The following is a 13,653-nucleotide window of genomic DNA, read 5'->3' as shown; positions in this document are numbered from 1 at the left end:
GTGTCAGTCACGCCGCCTTCGCTGGCAAGCCAGCTCCTACAGTAGGTTCAGCGTTCCAGTCCGGGCAAATCCGGCAGCTTCTTCGGTGAACAGATCCGCACCCGTTTCTGCCGGTTCAACTCACCACTGATCAGGCTGACCTGGCTCTTGGACACGCCAAAGGCCTTGGCCAGAAACGCCATCAGATAGGCGTTGGCCTTGCCCTCGACTGGCGGCGCGGTCAGGCGAATCTTCAGGCGATCGCCGTGCAGCCCGCAAAAATCATCACTGCGGGCTGCCGGTTGCAGGTGACACTCCAGAATCAGGTCGTCACCGTCCCAACGAAAGTAGCTCATCAGATCAGGCCGAGCAGCCCCTGCGGCATGAAGGCAAAGTACGCAAGGCGCGGGATCAGCCAGCTTTGCAGCAACTGGATCACAATGAACGCGAAGATCGGCGAGATGTCGAGACCACCCAGGTTAGGGATGATCCGGCGGAACGGTGCAAGGACCGGCTCAGTGATCTGAGCGACCAGTTCTGCGCCAGGGTTATGGCTGCCCGGTGCAACCCAGGACAGAATCACACTGATGATCATCGCGTAGAACAGAACATTCAAAAACAGCGAGAAAAGGGCGATCAGAGCCCAAGGCACCAACAGCAGCAAGTCGACCTCGAAGCCTTTGAGCAGCAGGATAACCGCCATCAGCACTATCTGCACGATCAGCGCCAGTACCAGTGACGACATGTCCAGCCCGAACATGCTCGGGATGACCCGGCGCAGAGGCTTGAGCAGTGGTTGCGTGGCCTTGACGATGAACTGGCAGAGCGGGTTGTAGAAATTCGCCCGAACCAGTTGCAGGATGAAGCGCATCAGTACGATCAGCAGGTACAGGCTGCCAAGGGTTTTAATGATGAAAATGGCAGCGTCATTGAGTCCAAGCATCGTTGATTCCTTTGTAAGAGCTGATTAGCGACCGAGTTGCTCAGCCATCTCGGCCGAGCGATGCGCGGCAGCACTGAGTGCTTGTTCGACCAGGGCTTCAAAACCATTGGCTTGGAACGACTTGATTGCAGCTTCCGTGGTGCCCGCAGGCGAGGTGACACGGCGGCGCAACTCGGCGGCGTCGACGTCGCTGGAGACCGCCATGTGGGCGGCGCCCAAGGCGGTTTGCAAGGTCAGTTGCGCGGCGATGTCCGCCGGCAGGCCGAGTTTCACACCGGCGGCGGTCATGGCCTCGATCAACAGGAAGAAATACGCCGGGCCCGAGCCGGAAACGGCGGTGACGGCGTCCAGTTGCTGCTCTTCATTCAGCCACAGGGCGATGCCGACGGCGGACAGCAGTTCCTGGGCCTGCTGACGCTGTTCGGCTGTCACCTCGGCTGTTGCGAACAGGCCGCTCGCGCCCTGACGCACCAGCGCCGGGGTGTTGGGCATGCAGCGCACGATCGGCTGGGCGCCGAGCCAGTTGTTCATGCTGGCGCAGGTGATGCCCGCGGCAATCGAAACCACCAGTTGATTGGGCTTGAGGCTTGGGCGAATGGCTTCGCAAACGGCTTTCATCGCCTGGGGTTTGACCGCCAGGACAACGACGTCGGCGCCATCAATGGCCTGGGTGTTGTCGGCGAAGGTTTCGATGCCATGTTCAGCGCTCACGCGGGCGCGGGTTTCTTCGCCCGGATCGCTGGCGCGGATCTGTGCGGCTTCCAGACCCTTGGCCCGCAGGCCGCCGATCAGGCTGGCTGCCATGTTGCCGGCACCGATAAAGGCAATACGCATTTTGCTCATGTCAGGTCCTTATAAAGAGAGGTGTCGGCCATGGCTCATGGCTGGCCGTGCATTTGTGAAGAGCCGCGAGCGCCAAACAGGGCGGTACCGATCCGCACCCAAGTGGCACCCTGGGCAATGGCTGACTCGAGGTCGTGGCTCATGCCCATGGAAAGTGTGTCGAGCGGCAGGTTCAGGCTGGCTTGCAGGCTTTGCACGGCAGCGAAAGCGGCATCCTGGGCAGCGCGATCTTCAGTCGGCTCGGGGATTGCCATCAGCCCGCGCAGTTTCAGGCGCGGCAGGTCGCTGATGGCGTTGGCCAGGGCCGGCAGGTCAGCCGGGGTGCAGCCGGATTTGCTGGCTTCACCGCTGACATTGATCTGAATGCAGATGTTCAGGGGCGGCAAATCTGCGGGACGTTGTTCGGACAGGCGTTGTGCGATTTTCAGACGATCCACGGAATGCACCCAGTCGAAGTGCTCGGCGATAGCACGAGTCTTGTTCGATTGAATGGGGCCGATGAAGTGCCAGATCAAGGGCAGGTCGGCCAGTTCGAGCTGCTTGCCCAGCGCTTCCTGCAGGTAGTTCTCGCCAAAGTCGCGCAGGCCGGCGGCGTAGGCTTCACGTAGGTCTTGTGCGGGTTTGGTCTTGCTCACGGCCAGCAGATGGACGCTGTTTTCACCGCGGTTGGCGGCGAGTGTTGCGGCATGGATGCGCGAACTAACTTCGAGAATGTTGTCTGCTATGGTGGACATCAAGAGGCGCCAGCGGTCTGAAGGTTCGCGGCATTCTACTGGAATTGAGGGGCGCTATGGATATCACCGAACTGCTGGCATTCAGCGCGAAACAGGGCGCATCCGACCTGCACCTGTCTGCCGGCCTGCCGCCGATGATTCGGGTTGACGGTGATGTGCGGCGCATCAATCTGCCGGCCCTGGATCACCAACAGGTGCAGACGCTGATCCATGCCATCATGAATGACGCCCAGCGGGTGGATTTCGAGAAACATCTGGAAACCGATTTTTCCTTTGATGTGCCCGGTGTGGCGCGCTTTCGGGTCAATGCGTTCAATCAGAACCGTGGCGCGGGCGCTGTGTTTCGTACCATCCCGTCGAAAGTGCAGGGCATGGACGAACTGGGCATGGGGGACGTGTTTCGCAAAATGACCGACGCGCCCCGTGGCCTGGTGCTGGTGACTGGCCCGACCGGTTCCGGCAAGTCCACCACGCTGGCGGCGATGATCGATTACCTCAATTCCCATCGCCATCACCACATCCTCACCATCGAGGACCCTATCGAGTTTGTCCATGAGCCGCGCAAGTGCCTGATCAACCAGCGTGAAGTCCATCGCGATACTCGCAGCTTCGCCACCGCCTTGCGATCGGCACTGCGGGAAGACCCGGATGTGATTCTGGTGGGCGAGATGCGCGATCTGGAGACCATTCGCCTGGCGTTGACCGCCGCCGAAACCGGTCATCTGGTGTTCGGCACGCTGCACACCACGTCGGCGGCGAAAACCATCGATCGTGTGGTGGACGTGTTTCCGGGGGACGAGAAGTCGATGGTGCGATCGATGCTCTCCGAGTCGCTGCTGGCGGTGGTGTCCCAGACCCTGGTGAAGAAGATCGGCGGCGGGCGCATCGCGGCCCACGAAATCATGCTGGGGACGTCGGCGATCCGGAACCTGATCCGCGAAGACAAGGTGGCGCAGATGTACTCGGCGATTCAGTCGGGAGGGGCGCTGGGCATGCAGACGCTGGATATGAGCTTGAAGGACCTGGTGACCAAGGGCTTGATCAGTCGTGACCATGCGCGGGAGAAGGCGCGGTCACCGGATGGGTTTTGATGGCCCTGAAAGCAAAAGATCGTCCGAACGCGGCCCGAGCCTTCGGACGATCCTTTGATCTTGCTTTAATCAGCGCTGAACAACCCGCAACTGATTCGGCTCTTTCGGCAGAACCCGCTTGGCAACCACGTAGTGGTTTTCCCAGTACGGTTTATTCAAAGTGTCGATGGACACCGACTTGCCGCGACGTGGCGCGTGGATGAAGCGATCGTTGCCCAGGTAAATGGCGACGTGATTGACCCGACGGCTCTTGATGTTGAAGAAAATCAGGTCGCCCGGCTTCAGGTCGTTGCGATCGACTTTTTCCCCATGACCGCTGGCCATGGCATTGGAGGTGCGTGGCAGGTCGAACGTAGCGTCGTTGAACGCGTACTTCACCAGGCCGCTGCAATCGAAGCCTTTGCTTGGGCTGCTGCCACCCCAACGATAGGGAGTGCCAAGGACGTTCACGGCGCGGCTCAGCACGTCGCTGCTTTCCTTGGTGCCCATCGGTGGAACCAGGCCGCTTTTGCTGCTGGCCAGGCTTGGAGCATATTTAGCGGATTTTTTGTCTTTGCTCGAAGGAGCAGAGGCATGGGATTTTGGGGTGTAACCATTAACGTTAGGAAGACGTTGCTCACGATTGGTGGCGTGGGCGGCCAGTGGCATCAAAAGGCAAATGGTTAGCCATGTCTTGAAAAATGAACGCATTAGGCAAGGCTCTTAATAAGTTAGCGCGCAACTTTATAACAGCTTTTTTGCTGCCTCCGAGGCCGTTGGTCGATTCAATTCGGGGGGCAATGGTGGCAAAAAAGCGGCAAAATGGCGCAATTGTCGGACAGAAGTCCGGTGTTACAAGGCTTTGACGGGAGTGACGGTAGCATTTGCCATACGTCGGATGCCTGTAAAAAAGTCACAAAGAATTAAAGAATATTTATCTATCGTGTGAATCGAGGCCATTCATGAACCCCTATCAACAGGCTGTCCAGCAGCAAGACACCCACAGCAAAGTGATCGGTTACCTGCTGTGGATTTTCGGTTTTACCGGCGCTCACCGCTTCTATTACGGCAAGCCGGTGACCGGGACGATCTGGTTCTTCACCTTTGGCTTGCTGGGGATCGGTTGGCTGATCGACATCTTCCTGATCCCGTCCATGGACCGTGAAGCGGACCTGCGGTTCACCGCCGGGCCGATCGAATACAACGTGGCGTGGATTCTGCTGACGTTTCTCGGGGTGTTTGGCGTGCACCGGATGTATCAGGGGAAATGGATCAGTGGGTTGCTGTACTTGCTGACGGGCGGGTTGTTCTTTGTTGGCGTGCTGTATGACTTCTGGACGTTGAATGATCAGGTGTCGGTGCGTAATGCGCAGAGTCGTTGATTAAATGTGGCGAGGGGGCATGCCCTCTCGCCACAGGGTTTTACGTCTGGTGGCTGATCCTGCTATTCGTCTGCTTGAGTCATAGCCTGTGAATAACTATTGAAATGCTTTTAGCAGTTGAAGTTGAAGTGTTGCAAATGCAATTGTACTGATGCTGTATAAAGTTGAAATGATGAGGTGGTTTGGAGTAGCCCAGTAATTTATGCTGTCAGCGAGAATCGCAAGTGATGCAAATGCAGTTATCAACGCTGATGCTTTTATTAAGGTTCCGTTCGTGCGGTGTGTGCGGGCTTTTTTGTATAAGAGTATTTGCATTAGATGAAGTGTAAGTAATGTTAAGCCTGCAATCAGGATTGCACCTATTGGTATTCCAATTGAGTCTCGATCTATGTTGTAAATGCCTGTGCTCAAATTATTTTCTAAAATAAATATTGCTACACTGGAGGTGATCGCTAAAAGCACTGGGTAGATGTAGTTCAGGTGTTTGTAGAGAGGCTTCATGTTGGCTCTTCCTGAATGCAGAAGCTCATAAGTAAAGGCTTTTATACCGTTTTTCATTCTAGCCAATCATGGAGCATATCCATTTCGGCTGGGGAGATGACGGGGCCGTCGCACAGTGGCAGTGAGTAAGTTTGCCCGTCGTTGGTGATGATGGCTTCACCTGCGCCCTGCCAATCTGCAGTCCCATAGGTTCCCCAAGTGAACCCAGGATTAACTGTAAAGCCGCCTGAATTTCCCGTTGCTCCTTGTTTTTATAGTCTTTGTGTTCAGGGGGGGTGTAGTGATTTTTCCTTGTGCTGTATTTGTACTAAATGATGGATTTTGAATCTGCACTCAATAACTTTGTAGGATGTTTCTGTATGTTGTGAAGTTCTTTTCGTGCAGATGGTGAGAAGTCAGAAGCATCTGTTCATTGGATAGTTTTATTTACCATCGCTTGTAGAAATATTCTTGATGCGGATGTGCTGTTTGGGGAAAGGCAGTGGAGGAAGGGCAGGAGGGCTACATGACTTCTGGACGTTGAATGAACAGGTTTCTGTGCGTAACGCGCAGAGACGATAAGCGAAGATCAAAAGATCGCAGCCTGCGGCAGCTCCTACACGGGAATATGCATTTCCCTGTAGGAGCTGCCGCAGGCTGCGATCTTTTGTTTTTAAGCCTGGTGGCTGATCCGCCCATCCACCAATGTGTAACGCACCACACCCGGCAGGCTGTGGCCAAAGAACGGGCAGTTTTCGCCCTTGGACAGCCAGCTTCCACCCGCCACGGTCGAGGCCGCCGGGTCGAACAGCACGATGTCCGCCGCACCACCCACCGCCAGTTTGCCTGCCGGCAGGCGCAAGGCCTCGGCAGGGCCGGCGCTCAGGCGTTTGAGCAACGTCGGCAGGTCCAGCAAGCCATCTTCGACCAGGGTCATTGCCAGTGGCAGCAGCAGTTCAACGCTGCTGATGCCTGGCTCGGTCGCGCCGAACGGTGCCAGTTTGGCGTCACGCTCATGGGGTTGGTGATGGCTGGAGATGGCCGAGATCACCCCCGATTTCACCGCTGCGCGCAGGCCTTCGCGGTCGGCGCGGGTGCGTAGCGGCGGTTGGACGTGATACAGGCTGCTGAAGTCGATCAGCGCTTCGTCGGTAAGGATCAGCTGGTACAGGGCGACATCCGCGGTCACCTTCAGGCCTCGGGCCTGGGCCTGGGCGATCAATTCAACACCGCGGGCGCTGGTGAGCTGGCTGAAGTGTGCGCGCACGCCGGTCTGTTCAACCAGCAGCAGATCGCGGGCCAGGGCGACGGTCTCGGCACTTTCCGGAATGCCCGGCAAGCCCAGGAAGCTGGCGGTCGGGCCTTCGTGAGCCAGGCCACCCTCGGCCAGGTCGTGATCCTGGGAGTTGAAAATCACCGTCAGGTCGAAGGTCGCTGCGTAGTCCAGCGCCCGGCACAGGGTGCGGGTGTTGCGGAAACTCTCCAGGCCATTGCCGAAGGCCACGCAACCGGCATCGCGCAGAGCGACGAGTTCGGCGAGCTGTTCACCGTCCAGGCCTTTACTCAGGGCGCCAATCGGGAAGACTTTGGTGTTGCCGGCCTCGCGGGCACGGTCGAGGATCAGTTCGGCCACCGCGGAAGTGTCCAGCACCGGTTTGGTCTTCGGCGGGCAGCACAGGCTGGTCACGCCGCCAGCCGCCGCTGCGCGGGTTTCGCTGACGATCGAGCCTTTGCGACTGTAACCCGGCTCGCGCAGGGCAACGTTGAGGTCTACCAGGCCGGGAGCGGCCACCAGGCCTTTGGCGTCGATTGTGTCGACGGCGACAAAACCGGCTGGCGCAGCGCCAAGGGCGACGACTTTGCAGGCTTCAATGTGGATATCGGTCACTTGATCCAGGCCACTGGCCGGATCGATCACGCGGGCGCCGAGAATGCTGAGCTTCACTGGGCGTTCTCCTGCTCGAATTGGCGCTGGGCAGTCTGCCCGCTCATGGCCATGGACAGCACGGCCATACGAATGGCGATCCCGTAGGTCACCTGGTTGAGGATCACCGAATGCGGGCCGTCGGCCACTGCCGACTCGATTTCCACGCCACGGTTGATCGGCCCCGGGTGCATCACGATGGCATCGGGCTTGGCACCGGCCAGGCGCGCGGTGGTCAGGCCGAACAGGCGATAGAACTCGCCTTCGCTCGGCAGCAGGCCGCCGGTCATGCGTTCACGCTGCAGGCGCAGCATGATCACCACGTCGACGTCTTTCAGGCCTTCGGTCATGTCGGTGTAGACCTTCACGCCATACTGCTCGATGCCGATCGGCAGCAGGGTTTTCGGCGCGATCACGCGGATGTCCGGGCAACCGAGGGTTTTCAGGGCCAGCATGTTCGAACGCGCGACCCGCGAATGCAGGATGTCGCCGACGATGGCCACCGAAAGGTTTTCGAACCCGCCCTTGTGCCGGCGGATGGTCAGCATGTCGAGCATGCCCTGGGTCGGGTGCGCGTGCCGGCCGTCGCCGCCGTTGATGATCGCCACTTGTGGGCAGACATGCTCGGCGATGAAGTGAGCGGCACCTGAATCACCGTGGCGCACGACGAACATGTCGGCGGCCATGGCTTCCAGGTTGCGCAGGGTGTCGAGCAGGGTTTCGCCCTTGCTCGCCGACGAGGTGGACACGTTGAGGGTGATCACGTCCGCCGAGAGCCGCTGGGCCGCCAGTTCGAAGGTGGTGCGGGTGCGGGTCGAGTTCTCGAAGAACACGTTGCACACGGTCTTGCCGCGCAGCAACGGGACCTTCTTGACGGCCCGGGCGCCGACTTCGAGGAAGGAATCGGCGGTGTCGAGGATTTCCGTCAGCAGCTCGCGGCGCAAACCGTCGAGCGAGAGGAAGTGGCGCAGCTGGCCCTGATCATTGAGCTGCAGCGGGCGCTTGGTTTCTAGAGGCGTCATCGCAAGGGGGACTCTCAATAGGGCGAATTAAAGGGCGAGGTCTTGCAGTTCGAGCGCGAGCTCGGGGCCGGACAGCTTCACCCGTTCGTGGGCCGCCAGCGACAGGGTGGCGCCCACCACGTTCGGGCGGATCGGCAATTCGCCGGCGTCCAGATCCAGCAGGCACACCAGCGTCACGCTGGCCGGGCGGCCGTAGTCGAACAGTTCGTTCATGGCGGCGCGGATGGTCCGGCCGCTCATCAGTACGTCGTCGATCAGTACCAGGTGCTGGCCTTCGATCTCGAACGGCAGCGCCGAAGGGCGAACCTGCGGGTGCAGGCCGTTCTGGCTGAAATCGTCGCGGTAGAAGGACACGTCCAGGGTGCCGAGGGGCTCATCGCTGCCCAATTCCTTGAGCAGGGCTTGGGCCACCCAGACGCCGCCGGTACGGATGCCGATGAAACGCGGGTCGCTGATGCCACGGTGCTCCAGGTGGGCCTTCAGGCGCGTGGCCATCTGGCTGATCAGTTCGGCGGGATTGGGCAGGCTCATGGTTGCTCCTTCTTGGGCCCGAGCCGGCTTGTGCGCAAGGTGGCTCGGGTTGTTGTAGCTAATAGAGGCGCGTAGCGGCTCTTCAGGATTCGAACAGTGCGCCATTCTCGTCGAGCCAGCCTTGCAGCAGCAGGGCGGCGGCGATGGCATCGACCGGGTTGTCGCGGTAACTGCCTTTCTGGCCGCCACGAGCCAGGCGTTCACCCTTGGCCTCGAAGGTGGTCAGGCGTTCATCGTGGGTATAGAAGGGCAGGTTGAAGCGGCCGTTCAGGCGCCGGGCGAACTTTTCCGCGCGGGCGCACATGTCACTGGGGGTGCCGTCCATGTTCAACGGCAGGCCGACCACCACGGCATCGGGTTTCCACTCTTTGATGAGGGCTTCGACCTGGTTCCAGTCAGGAATGCCGTTCTGCGCTTTCAGCGTGCACAGCTCGCGGGCCTGGCCGGTCACCACCTGGCCGACCGCAACACCAATCTGTTTGGTGCCGTAGTCGAATCCGAGAATCAGTCGCAGGGCCATCAGGCGTGCCCCGCCTGGCTGGTCAGCAGGCTGAGGTTGATGCCCAGGTGCTTGGCCGCCGCTTCCAGGCGCAGTTCGCTGCTGGTGTTGAACAGGATGTCGGCGTCAAACGGGCAGGTCAACCAGGCGTTCTGCGCGAGTTCGGCCTCCAGCTGCCCGGCTTCCCAGCCGGCATAGCCGAGGGCGATCAGGCTTTTTGCCGGGCCGACGCCGTCAGCGATGGCGAACAGTATGTCCTGGGTGGTCGACAGGGATAACTCGTCTTCCAGATCAACGGTTGCCTGGAAAGTCAGCCCCTTGGGGTGCAGGACGAAGCCGCGATCGGTCTGCACCGGGCCGCCGATAAAAATCGGCACATGCTGGCAGAGCGCAGGCGGTTCGATATCCGGGCGCAATTGCTCAAGGATATCGGCCAGGTTCAGCTCTTGCGGACGGTTGACCACCAGCCCCATGGCACCATTGGCCGTGTGCTCGACGATGTAGGTCAAGGTGTGCGCAAAGTTCGGGTCGGCCATGTGTGGCATGGCGATCAGGAATTGATGCTTGAGGTAGCGGCGATCTTGAAGGCRCCTTCGCTGGCAAGCCAGCTCCTACAGGGGATATGCCGGTCAATTGCTGGAGAGCCTGTCCCCACGGGCAAACTTCCAGGTGCGGATGATCTCCAGCCGGTCAATATCCGACAAATCCCCGGTAAACGGCGCAAACGGTGCCGCCAGCCGGACGATCCGTTGCGCCGCCTGGTCCAGCAGCGGCTGGCCTGAGGACTCCAGCACCAGCACTTCATACAGCGAACCGTCGCGATTGATCGACACCATCAGGCGCAAGTTGCCGTAGATCTGTTTGCGCCGCGCTTCGTCAGGGTAATTGAGGTTACCGATGCGCTCGACTTTCTTGCGCCATTCGTCTTTGTACCAGGCGCCCTTGTCGCGCATGGTCGATGCTGCGCTCAAGCGGTGGATGCGCGGGCGCTTGGCGTACAGCTGTTGTTCGGCGGCCAGTTCCGCTTCGAGGCTGGCGATGTCGCTGGACAGTTGCTCACTGTCGAACGTCGGTGCCTGGACCTGGGATTTGACCTCGGTCTTGGGCTCCTCGGTCTTGGCGGGGGCTTTTTTCGGTTTCGGTGCCACGGTGGTCACGGCAGCCTTGGGCGAAGCTTCCTGCGTTTCAGGCTTGGCGGCCGGCGGTGGCGTGACCTTTTGCACCTTGTTGTCCTGGAACGGCGCGACCTCGGTGGTCTTGGGAATCGCCTTTTTATCCAGGGTGCCGCTGCCTTGCTGATTCTGCTGGGCGAGGAAGTCGGCCTTTTCAGGCTTCTTTTCGCTTTTGAAGGTGGCGAGGGTGATTTCCAGGGTTTTGCTGATCTGCTTGGGCTCGACCACTGCAAACCCGACACCCAACAGCAAGGCCAGGTGGATCAGCGCCGCCAGAAACAGGGTAAAACCGAGGCGATCGGCCGGGCGCACGCCACGGTGGGCGAGTTCGGCAGGCAGATCGGACGGGAGGGTCATGACAAGGAAACCAACATCGCGTTTTCACAGGCCGCGCATGATAACGCAATGTTGGTTTGGCTAATCAACGTGCCTTGAGCTTCTGATCGATGGCATCCATCAACAGGCCGCCGATGTCGGTGCCAAACGCATTATCAATCTCGCGAATGCAGGTCGGGCTGGTGACGTTGATCTCGGTCAGGTGCTCGCCGATCACATCCAGGCCAACGAACAACAGGCCTTTTTCACGCAGGGTCGGGCCGACTTGCGCGGCGATCCAGCGGTCTTTGTCGGTCAGCGGGCGGGCTTCGCCACGGCCGCCGGCGGCGAGGTTGCCACGGGTTTCGCCCTTGGCCGGAATCCGCGCCAGGCAATAATCCACAGGCTCGCCGTCAATCATCAGGATGCGCTTGTCGCCATCGACGATGGCCGGCAAGTAGCCCTGGATCATGATTTGCTGCTGGCCATGCAAGGTCAGGGTTTCGAGAATCACCGAGAGGTTCGGGTGGCCGGCGGTGTGGCGGAAAATCGAGGAACCGCCCATGCCGTCCAGCGGCTTGAGAATCACATCGCCATGGTGGTCGGCGAATTCGCGCAGGACGTCCGGGCGACGGCTGACGATGGTCGGCGGCGTGCACTGCGGGAACAGCGTGGCGAACAGCTTTTCGTTGCAGTCGCGCAGGCTTTGCGGCTTGTTGACCACCAGCACGCCAGCGCGCTCGGCCTGTTCCAGCAAATAAGTGGAATAGACGAACTCCATGTCGAACGGCGGATCCTTGCGCATCAGGATCACGTCCAGATCGCTCAGCAGCGCGTCGCTTTCGGCGCCCAGTTCGAACCACTTTTCCGGGTTGGCGAACACCTGCAGCGGACGCATCCGCGCCCGCGCCTGGCCATCGCCCTGATACAGGTCGCGCTGCTCCATGTAGAACAGCTCCCAGCCACGCTTTTGCGCGGCCAGCAGCATGGCCAGCGAGCTATCCTTTTTATAGGAAATGCTGGCGATAGGGTCCATGACAATCCCGACGCGAACGCTCATTGGGTTTTCCTCGAAAATTGGCTACCGGATCGGTATGAAAAAAGTGGCGTCAGAGTGGCGCTGAGTGTGTTCCCGGTCAAGGAAAAACCACCTTGCGGGTCGGCCGATAGATTGGTTTTGGAGACTGTGCTAAAAAGGCTGCCATGTCGTGCCGGCCCTTGAGCATCAAGGGTTTCGAGCCGCGTTAACCGGCAAACGGACAATTTGTTTCGCAAAGGCGACGGTAGAGCATTTTATGGAACAGCACCCCAGCGCCTTGAAGGTCATGGTGATCGACGATTCGAAGACGATCCGTCGCACCGCCGAAACGCTGCTCAAGAACGTGGGTTGTGAGGTCATCACGGCCATCGACGGTTTTGATGCCCTGGCCAAGATTGTCGACAACCATCCCGGCATCATCTTTGTCGACATCATGATGCCGCGCCTGGATGGCTATCAGACCTGCGCCCTGATCAAGAACAACAGCGCGTTCAAGTCCACGCCGGTGATCATGCTGTCGTCCAAGGACGGGCTGTTCGACAAGGCCAAGGGGCGTATCGTCGGCTCCGACCAGTTTTTGACCAAGCCTTTCAGCAAGGAAGAATTGCTTGATGCGATCCAGGCCCATGTTCCTGGCTTCGCCGCCGTTTTGCCGCAGTAGGACACGCACAGTGACGCTCGGCCATCGGGCCCGGCGTCGACAAGAATGGGGAAGACCATGGCACGTATTCTGATCGTCGATGATTCGCCGACCGAAATGTACAAACTGACCGGCATGCTGGAAAAGCACGGTCATGAAGTGTTGAAAGCCGAAAACGGCGCCGACGGTGTGGCCCTGGCCCGCCAGGAAAAACCCGACGCGGTGCTGATGGACATTGTCATGCCCGGCCTCAACGGCTTCCAGGCGACCCGTCAGCTCACCAAGGATCCGGAAACCGGACACATCCCGGTGATCATCATCACCACCAAGGACCAGGAAACCGACAAGGTCTGGGGCACGCGCCAGGGCGCCAAGGATTACCTGACCAAGCCGGTCGATGAAGACACCCTGATCAAGACCCTGAATAACGTGCTGGCCGGTTGATCGTCAGGTCATGAACGAGTCGCTGACGGCTTTTGAACTGCTGCTGCAAATCGACCGGCGATGTCGTTTGCTGGCGGCGGACTTGCCGTCCCAGCCACCCCGGCGGGACAGCTGGAGCGGCATCGGTTTTCGCCTGGGCGAGCACTGGTATGTCGCGCCCATGAGCGAAGTCAGCGAAGTCCTGCACGAACCGCGCTTCACTCAGCTACCGGGGGTCAAACCCTGGGTCAAGGGTGTCGCCAACCTGCGCGGGCGTTTGCTGCCGGTCATGGACTTGTGCGGTTTCTTCGGGCACGAGCTTTCGGCGGTGCGCCGGCAGCGGCGGGTGTTGGTGGTGGAACATGAAGAGGTGTTTGCCGGGTTGTTGGTCGATGAAGTCTTCGGCCTCCAGCACTTTGCCCAGGACAGCCTGGAGCCGGTGCCGGCAGACCAGCTGCACGGGCCAGTGGCGGCGTTCGTCAAAGGCCGGTTTCAGCGCGAGCAGTGTTGGCAGGTGTTCAGCCCGTTTGCGTTGGCGCAGTCCCAGGGGTTCATGAACGTCGCGGTGTAAACACGGACCTTTGTAGGAGCGAGCTTGCTCGCGATGGTGGATCAGTCGACACCCATGTAGCTGACGCTCCATCGTCGGAGCGCCGC

Annotated in this window: 18 protein-coding genes; 5 read left to right on the top strand and 13 right to left on the bottom strand. The window is 59.7% G+C overall.

What is annotated here, in order from left to right:
- Positions 1–47: 47 nt before the first annotated feature.
- Genes AC1DWG_RS29170 through AC1DWG_RS29155 form a run of 4 tightly spaced genes read right to left on the bottom strand, consistent with a single transcriptional unit; the run spans position 48 to position 2,499 of the window.
- A complete protein-coding gene (locus tag AC1DWG_RS29170) occupies positions 48–335 on the bottom strand; it encodes a DUF167 domain-containing protein (protein WP_008019963.1) in 288 nt (95 codons plus the stop codon).
- On the bottom strand, positions 335–922 hold the full coding sequence (locus AC1DWG_RS29165; protein ID WP_477752502.1) for a YggT family protein: 588 nt from the start codon (positions 920–922) through the stop codon (positions 335–337). The genes AC1DWG_RS29170 and AC1DWG_RS29165 overlap by 1 nt, the downstream gene beginning before the upstream one ends.
- Positions 923–946: 24 nt before the next feature.
- Positions 947–1,765: a pyrroline-5-carboxylate reductase gene (proC, locus tag AC1DWG_RS29160; RefSeq protein ID WP_477762932.1), complete on the bottom strand. Its 819-nt coding sequence runs from the start codon at positions 1,763–1,765 to the stop codon at positions 947–949.
- A gap of 35 nt (positions 1,766–1,800) precedes the next feature.
- On the bottom strand, positions 1,801–2,499 hold the full coding sequence (locus tag AC1DWG_RS29155) for a YggS family pyridoxal phosphate-dependent enzyme (RefSeq protein ID WP_477752500.1): 699 nt from the start codon (positions 2,497–2,499) through the stop codon (positions 1,801–1,803).
- 56 nt (positions 2,500–2,555) lie between these two features.
- Between AC1DWG_RS29155 and AC1DWG_RS29150 the strand changes: the two genes are divergently transcribed.
- Positions 2,556–3,590: a type IV pilus twitching motility protein PilT gene (locus AC1DWG_RS29150; protein ID WP_477752499.1), complete on the top strand. Its 1,035-nt coding sequence runs from the start codon at positions 2,556–2,558 to the stop codon at positions 3,588–3,590.
- 69 nt (positions 3,591–3,659) lie between these two features.
- On the opposite strand, the gene AC1DWG_RS29145 is transcribed toward AC1DWG_RS29150, so the two are convergent.
- Complete coding sequence (locus AC1DWG_RS29145; RefSeq protein ID WP_477752498.1) at positions 3,660–4,280, bottom strand: C40 family peptidase; 621 nt, start codon at positions 4,278–4,280, stop codon at positions 3,660–3,662.
- A gap of 251 nt (positions 4,281–4,531) precedes the next feature.
- On the opposite strand from AC1DWG_RS29145, the gene AC1DWG_RS29140 reads away from it, so the two are divergent.
- Positions 4,532–4,951 carry an NINE protein gene (locus AC1DWG_RS29140; RefSeq protein ID WP_477752497.1) on the top strand — a complete coding sequence of 140 codons (420 nt, stop codon included), beginning with the start codon at positions 4,532–4,534 and terminating at the stop codon, positions 4,949–4,951.
- Positions 4,952–5,047: 96 nt separating this feature from the next.
- On the opposite strand, the gene AC1DWG_RS29135 is transcribed toward AC1DWG_RS29140, so the two are convergent.
- The 8 genes from AC1DWG_RS29135 to gshB form a co-directional block, all read right to left on the bottom strand.
- Positions 5,048–5,452 carry a hypothetical protein gene (locus tag AC1DWG_RS29135; RefSeq protein WP_477762931.1) on the bottom strand — a complete coding sequence of 135 codons (405 nt, stop codon included), beginning with the start codon at positions 5,450–5,452 and terminating at the stop codon, positions 5,048–5,050.
- Between the two features lie 652 nt (positions 5,453–6,104).
- Positions 6,105–7,376, bottom strand: coding sequence for a dihydroorotase (locus tag AC1DWG_RS29130; RefSeq protein WP_477788706.1), 1,272 nt, complete (start codon positions 7,374–7,376; stop codon positions 6,105–6,107).
- Entirely contained in the window at positions 7,373–8,377 is a 1,005-nt protein-coding gene (locus tag AC1DWG_RS29125; RefSeq protein WP_007939362.1) for an aspartate carbamoyltransferase catalytic subunit, read from the bottom strand. Before AC1DWG_RS29125 ends, AC1DWG_RS29130 begins: the two co-directional genes overlap by 4 nt.
- 27 nt (positions 8,378–8,404) lie before the next feature.
- Positions 8,405–8,908, bottom strand: coding sequence for a bifunctional pyr operon transcriptional regulator/uracil phosphoribosyltransferase PyrR (pyrR, locus tag AC1DWG_RS29120; RefSeq protein WP_448109664.1), 504 nt, complete (start codon positions 8,906–8,908; stop codon positions 8,405–8,407).
- An 82-nt stretch (positions 8,909–8,990) separates the two neighbouring features.
- On the bottom strand, positions 8,991–9,428 hold the full coding sequence (gene ruvX, locus AC1DWG_RS29115) for a Holliday junction resolvase RuvX (protein WP_057398155.1): 438 nt from the start codon (positions 9,426–9,428) through the stop codon (positions 8,991–8,993).
- Positions 9,428–10,015 carry a YqgE/AlgH family protein gene (locus tag AC1DWG_RS29110; protein ID WP_477788710.1) on the bottom strand — a complete coding sequence of 196 codons (588 nt, stop codon included), beginning with the start codon at positions 10,013–10,015 and terminating at the stop codon, positions 9,428–9,430. The genes ruvX and AC1DWG_RS29110 overlap by 1 nt, the downstream gene beginning before the upstream one ends.
- A 21-nt stretch (positions 10,016–10,036) precedes the next feature.
- Entirely contained in the window at positions 10,037–10,936 is a 900-nt protein-coding gene (locus AC1DWG_RS29105) for a TonB family protein (protein WP_477752493.1), read from the bottom strand.
- 64 nt (positions 10,937–11,000) lie between these two features.
- Positions 11,001–11,954 carry a glutathione synthase gene (gene gshB / locus AC1DWG_RS29100; RefSeq protein ID WP_477762929.1) on the bottom strand — a complete coding sequence of 318 codons (954 nt, stop codon included), beginning with the start codon at positions 11,952–11,954 and terminating at the stop codon, positions 11,001–11,003.
- A 235-nt stretch (positions 11,955–12,189) separates the two neighbouring features.
- On the opposite strand from gshB, the gene pilG reads away from it, so the two are divergent.
- From pilG to AC1DWG_RS29085, 3 genes are read left to right on the top strand one after another with little or no spacing between them, the layout of a single operon-like run.
- Positions 12,190–12,594 carry a twitching motility response regulator PilG gene (gene pilG / locus AC1DWG_RS29095; protein WP_090451937.1) on the top strand — a complete coding sequence of 135 codons (405 nt, stop codon included), beginning with the start codon at positions 12,190–12,192 and terminating at the stop codon, positions 12,592–12,594.
- Between the two features lie 57 nt (positions 12,595–12,651).
- Entirely contained in the window at positions 12,652–13,017 is a 366-nt protein-coding gene (pilH, locus tag AC1DWG_RS29090) for a twitching motility response regulator PilH (protein WP_007897961.1), read from the top strand.
- A gap of 10 nt (positions 13,018–13,027) precedes the next feature.
- Positions 13,028–13,567 (top strand): chemotaxis protein CheW, encoded by a 540-nt coding sequence (locus tag AC1DWG_RS29085; protein ID WP_477752492.1) that lies wholly within the window; start codon positions 13,028–13,030, stop codon positions 13,565–13,567.
- Positions 13,568–13,653 lie beyond the last annotated feature (86 nt).

This window comes from Pseudomonas sp. P4_B3 (genome assembly GCF_056402295.1).
The sequence above is the reverse complement of the archived record's forward strand: the minus strand, read 5'-3'. Positions and strand labels throughout refer to the sequence as shown.

Excerpts from the sequence above, each read along its gene's own strand:
- pilH (WP_007897961.1), top strand. The coding sequence starts at position 12,652 with ATGGCACGTATTCTGATCGTCGATGATTCGCCGACCGAAATGTACAAA.
- AC1DWG_RS29085 (WP_477752492.1), top strand. The coding sequence starts at position 13,028 with ATGAACGAGTCGCTGACGGCTTTTGAACTGCTGCTGCAAATCGACCGG.
- AC1DWG_RS29125 (WP_007939362.1), bottom strand. The coding sequence starts at position 8,377 with ATGACGCCTCTAGAAACCAAGCGCCCGCTGCAGCTCAATGATCAGGGC.
- AC1DWG_RS29170 (WP_008019963.1), bottom strand. The coding sequence starts at position 335 with ATGAGCTACTTTCGTTGGGACGGTGACGACCTGATTCTGGAGTGTCAC.
- AC1DWG_RS29155 (WP_477752500.1), bottom strand. The coding sequence starts at position 2,499 with ATGTCCACCATAGCAGACAACATTCTCGAAGTTAGTTCGCGCATCCAT.
- AC1DWG_RS29105 (WP_477752493.1), bottom strand. The coding sequence starts at position 10,936 with ATGACCCTCCCGTCCGATCTGCCTGCCGAACTCGCCCACCGTGGCGTG.
- AC1DWG_RS29165 (WP_477752502.1), bottom strand. The coding sequence starts at position 922 with ATGCTTGGACTCAATGACGCTGCCATTTTCATCATTAAAACCCTTGGC.
- gshB (WP_477762929.1), bottom strand. The coding sequence starts at position 11,954 with ATGAGCGTTCGCGTCGGGATTGTCATGGACCCTATCGCCAGCATTTCC.
- AC1DWG_RS29140 (WP_477752497.1), top strand. The coding sequence starts at position 4,532 with ATGAACCCCTATCAACAGGCTGTCCAGCAGCAAGACACCCACAGCAAA.
- AC1DWG_RS29150 (WP_477752499.1), top strand. The coding sequence starts at position 2,556 with ATGGATATCACCGAACTGCTGGCATTCAGCGCGAAACAGGGCGCATCC.
- pyrR (WP_448109664.1), bottom strand. The coding sequence starts at position 8,908 with ATGAGCCTGCCCAATCCCGCCGAACTGATCAGCCAGATGGCCACGCGC.
- pilG (WP_090451937.1), top strand. The coding sequence starts at position 12,190 with ATGGAACAGCACCCCAGCGCCTTGAAGGTCATGGTGATCGACGATTCG.
- proC (WP_477762932.1), bottom strand. The coding sequence starts at position 1,765 with ATGAGCAAAATGCGTATTGCCTTTATCGGTGCCGGCAACATGGCAGCC.
- ruvX (WP_057398155.1), bottom strand. The coding sequence starts at position 9,428 with ATGGCCCTGCGACTGATTCTCGGATTCGACTACGGCACCAAACAGATT.
- AC1DWG_RS29135 (WP_477762931.1), bottom strand. The coding sequence starts at position 5,452 with ATGAAGCCTCTCTACAAACACCTGAACTACATCTACCCAGTGCTTTTA.
- AC1DWG_RS29145 (WP_477752498.1), bottom strand. The coding sequence starts at position 4,280 with ATGCGTTCATTTTTCAAGACATGGCTAACCATTTGCCTTTTGATGCCA.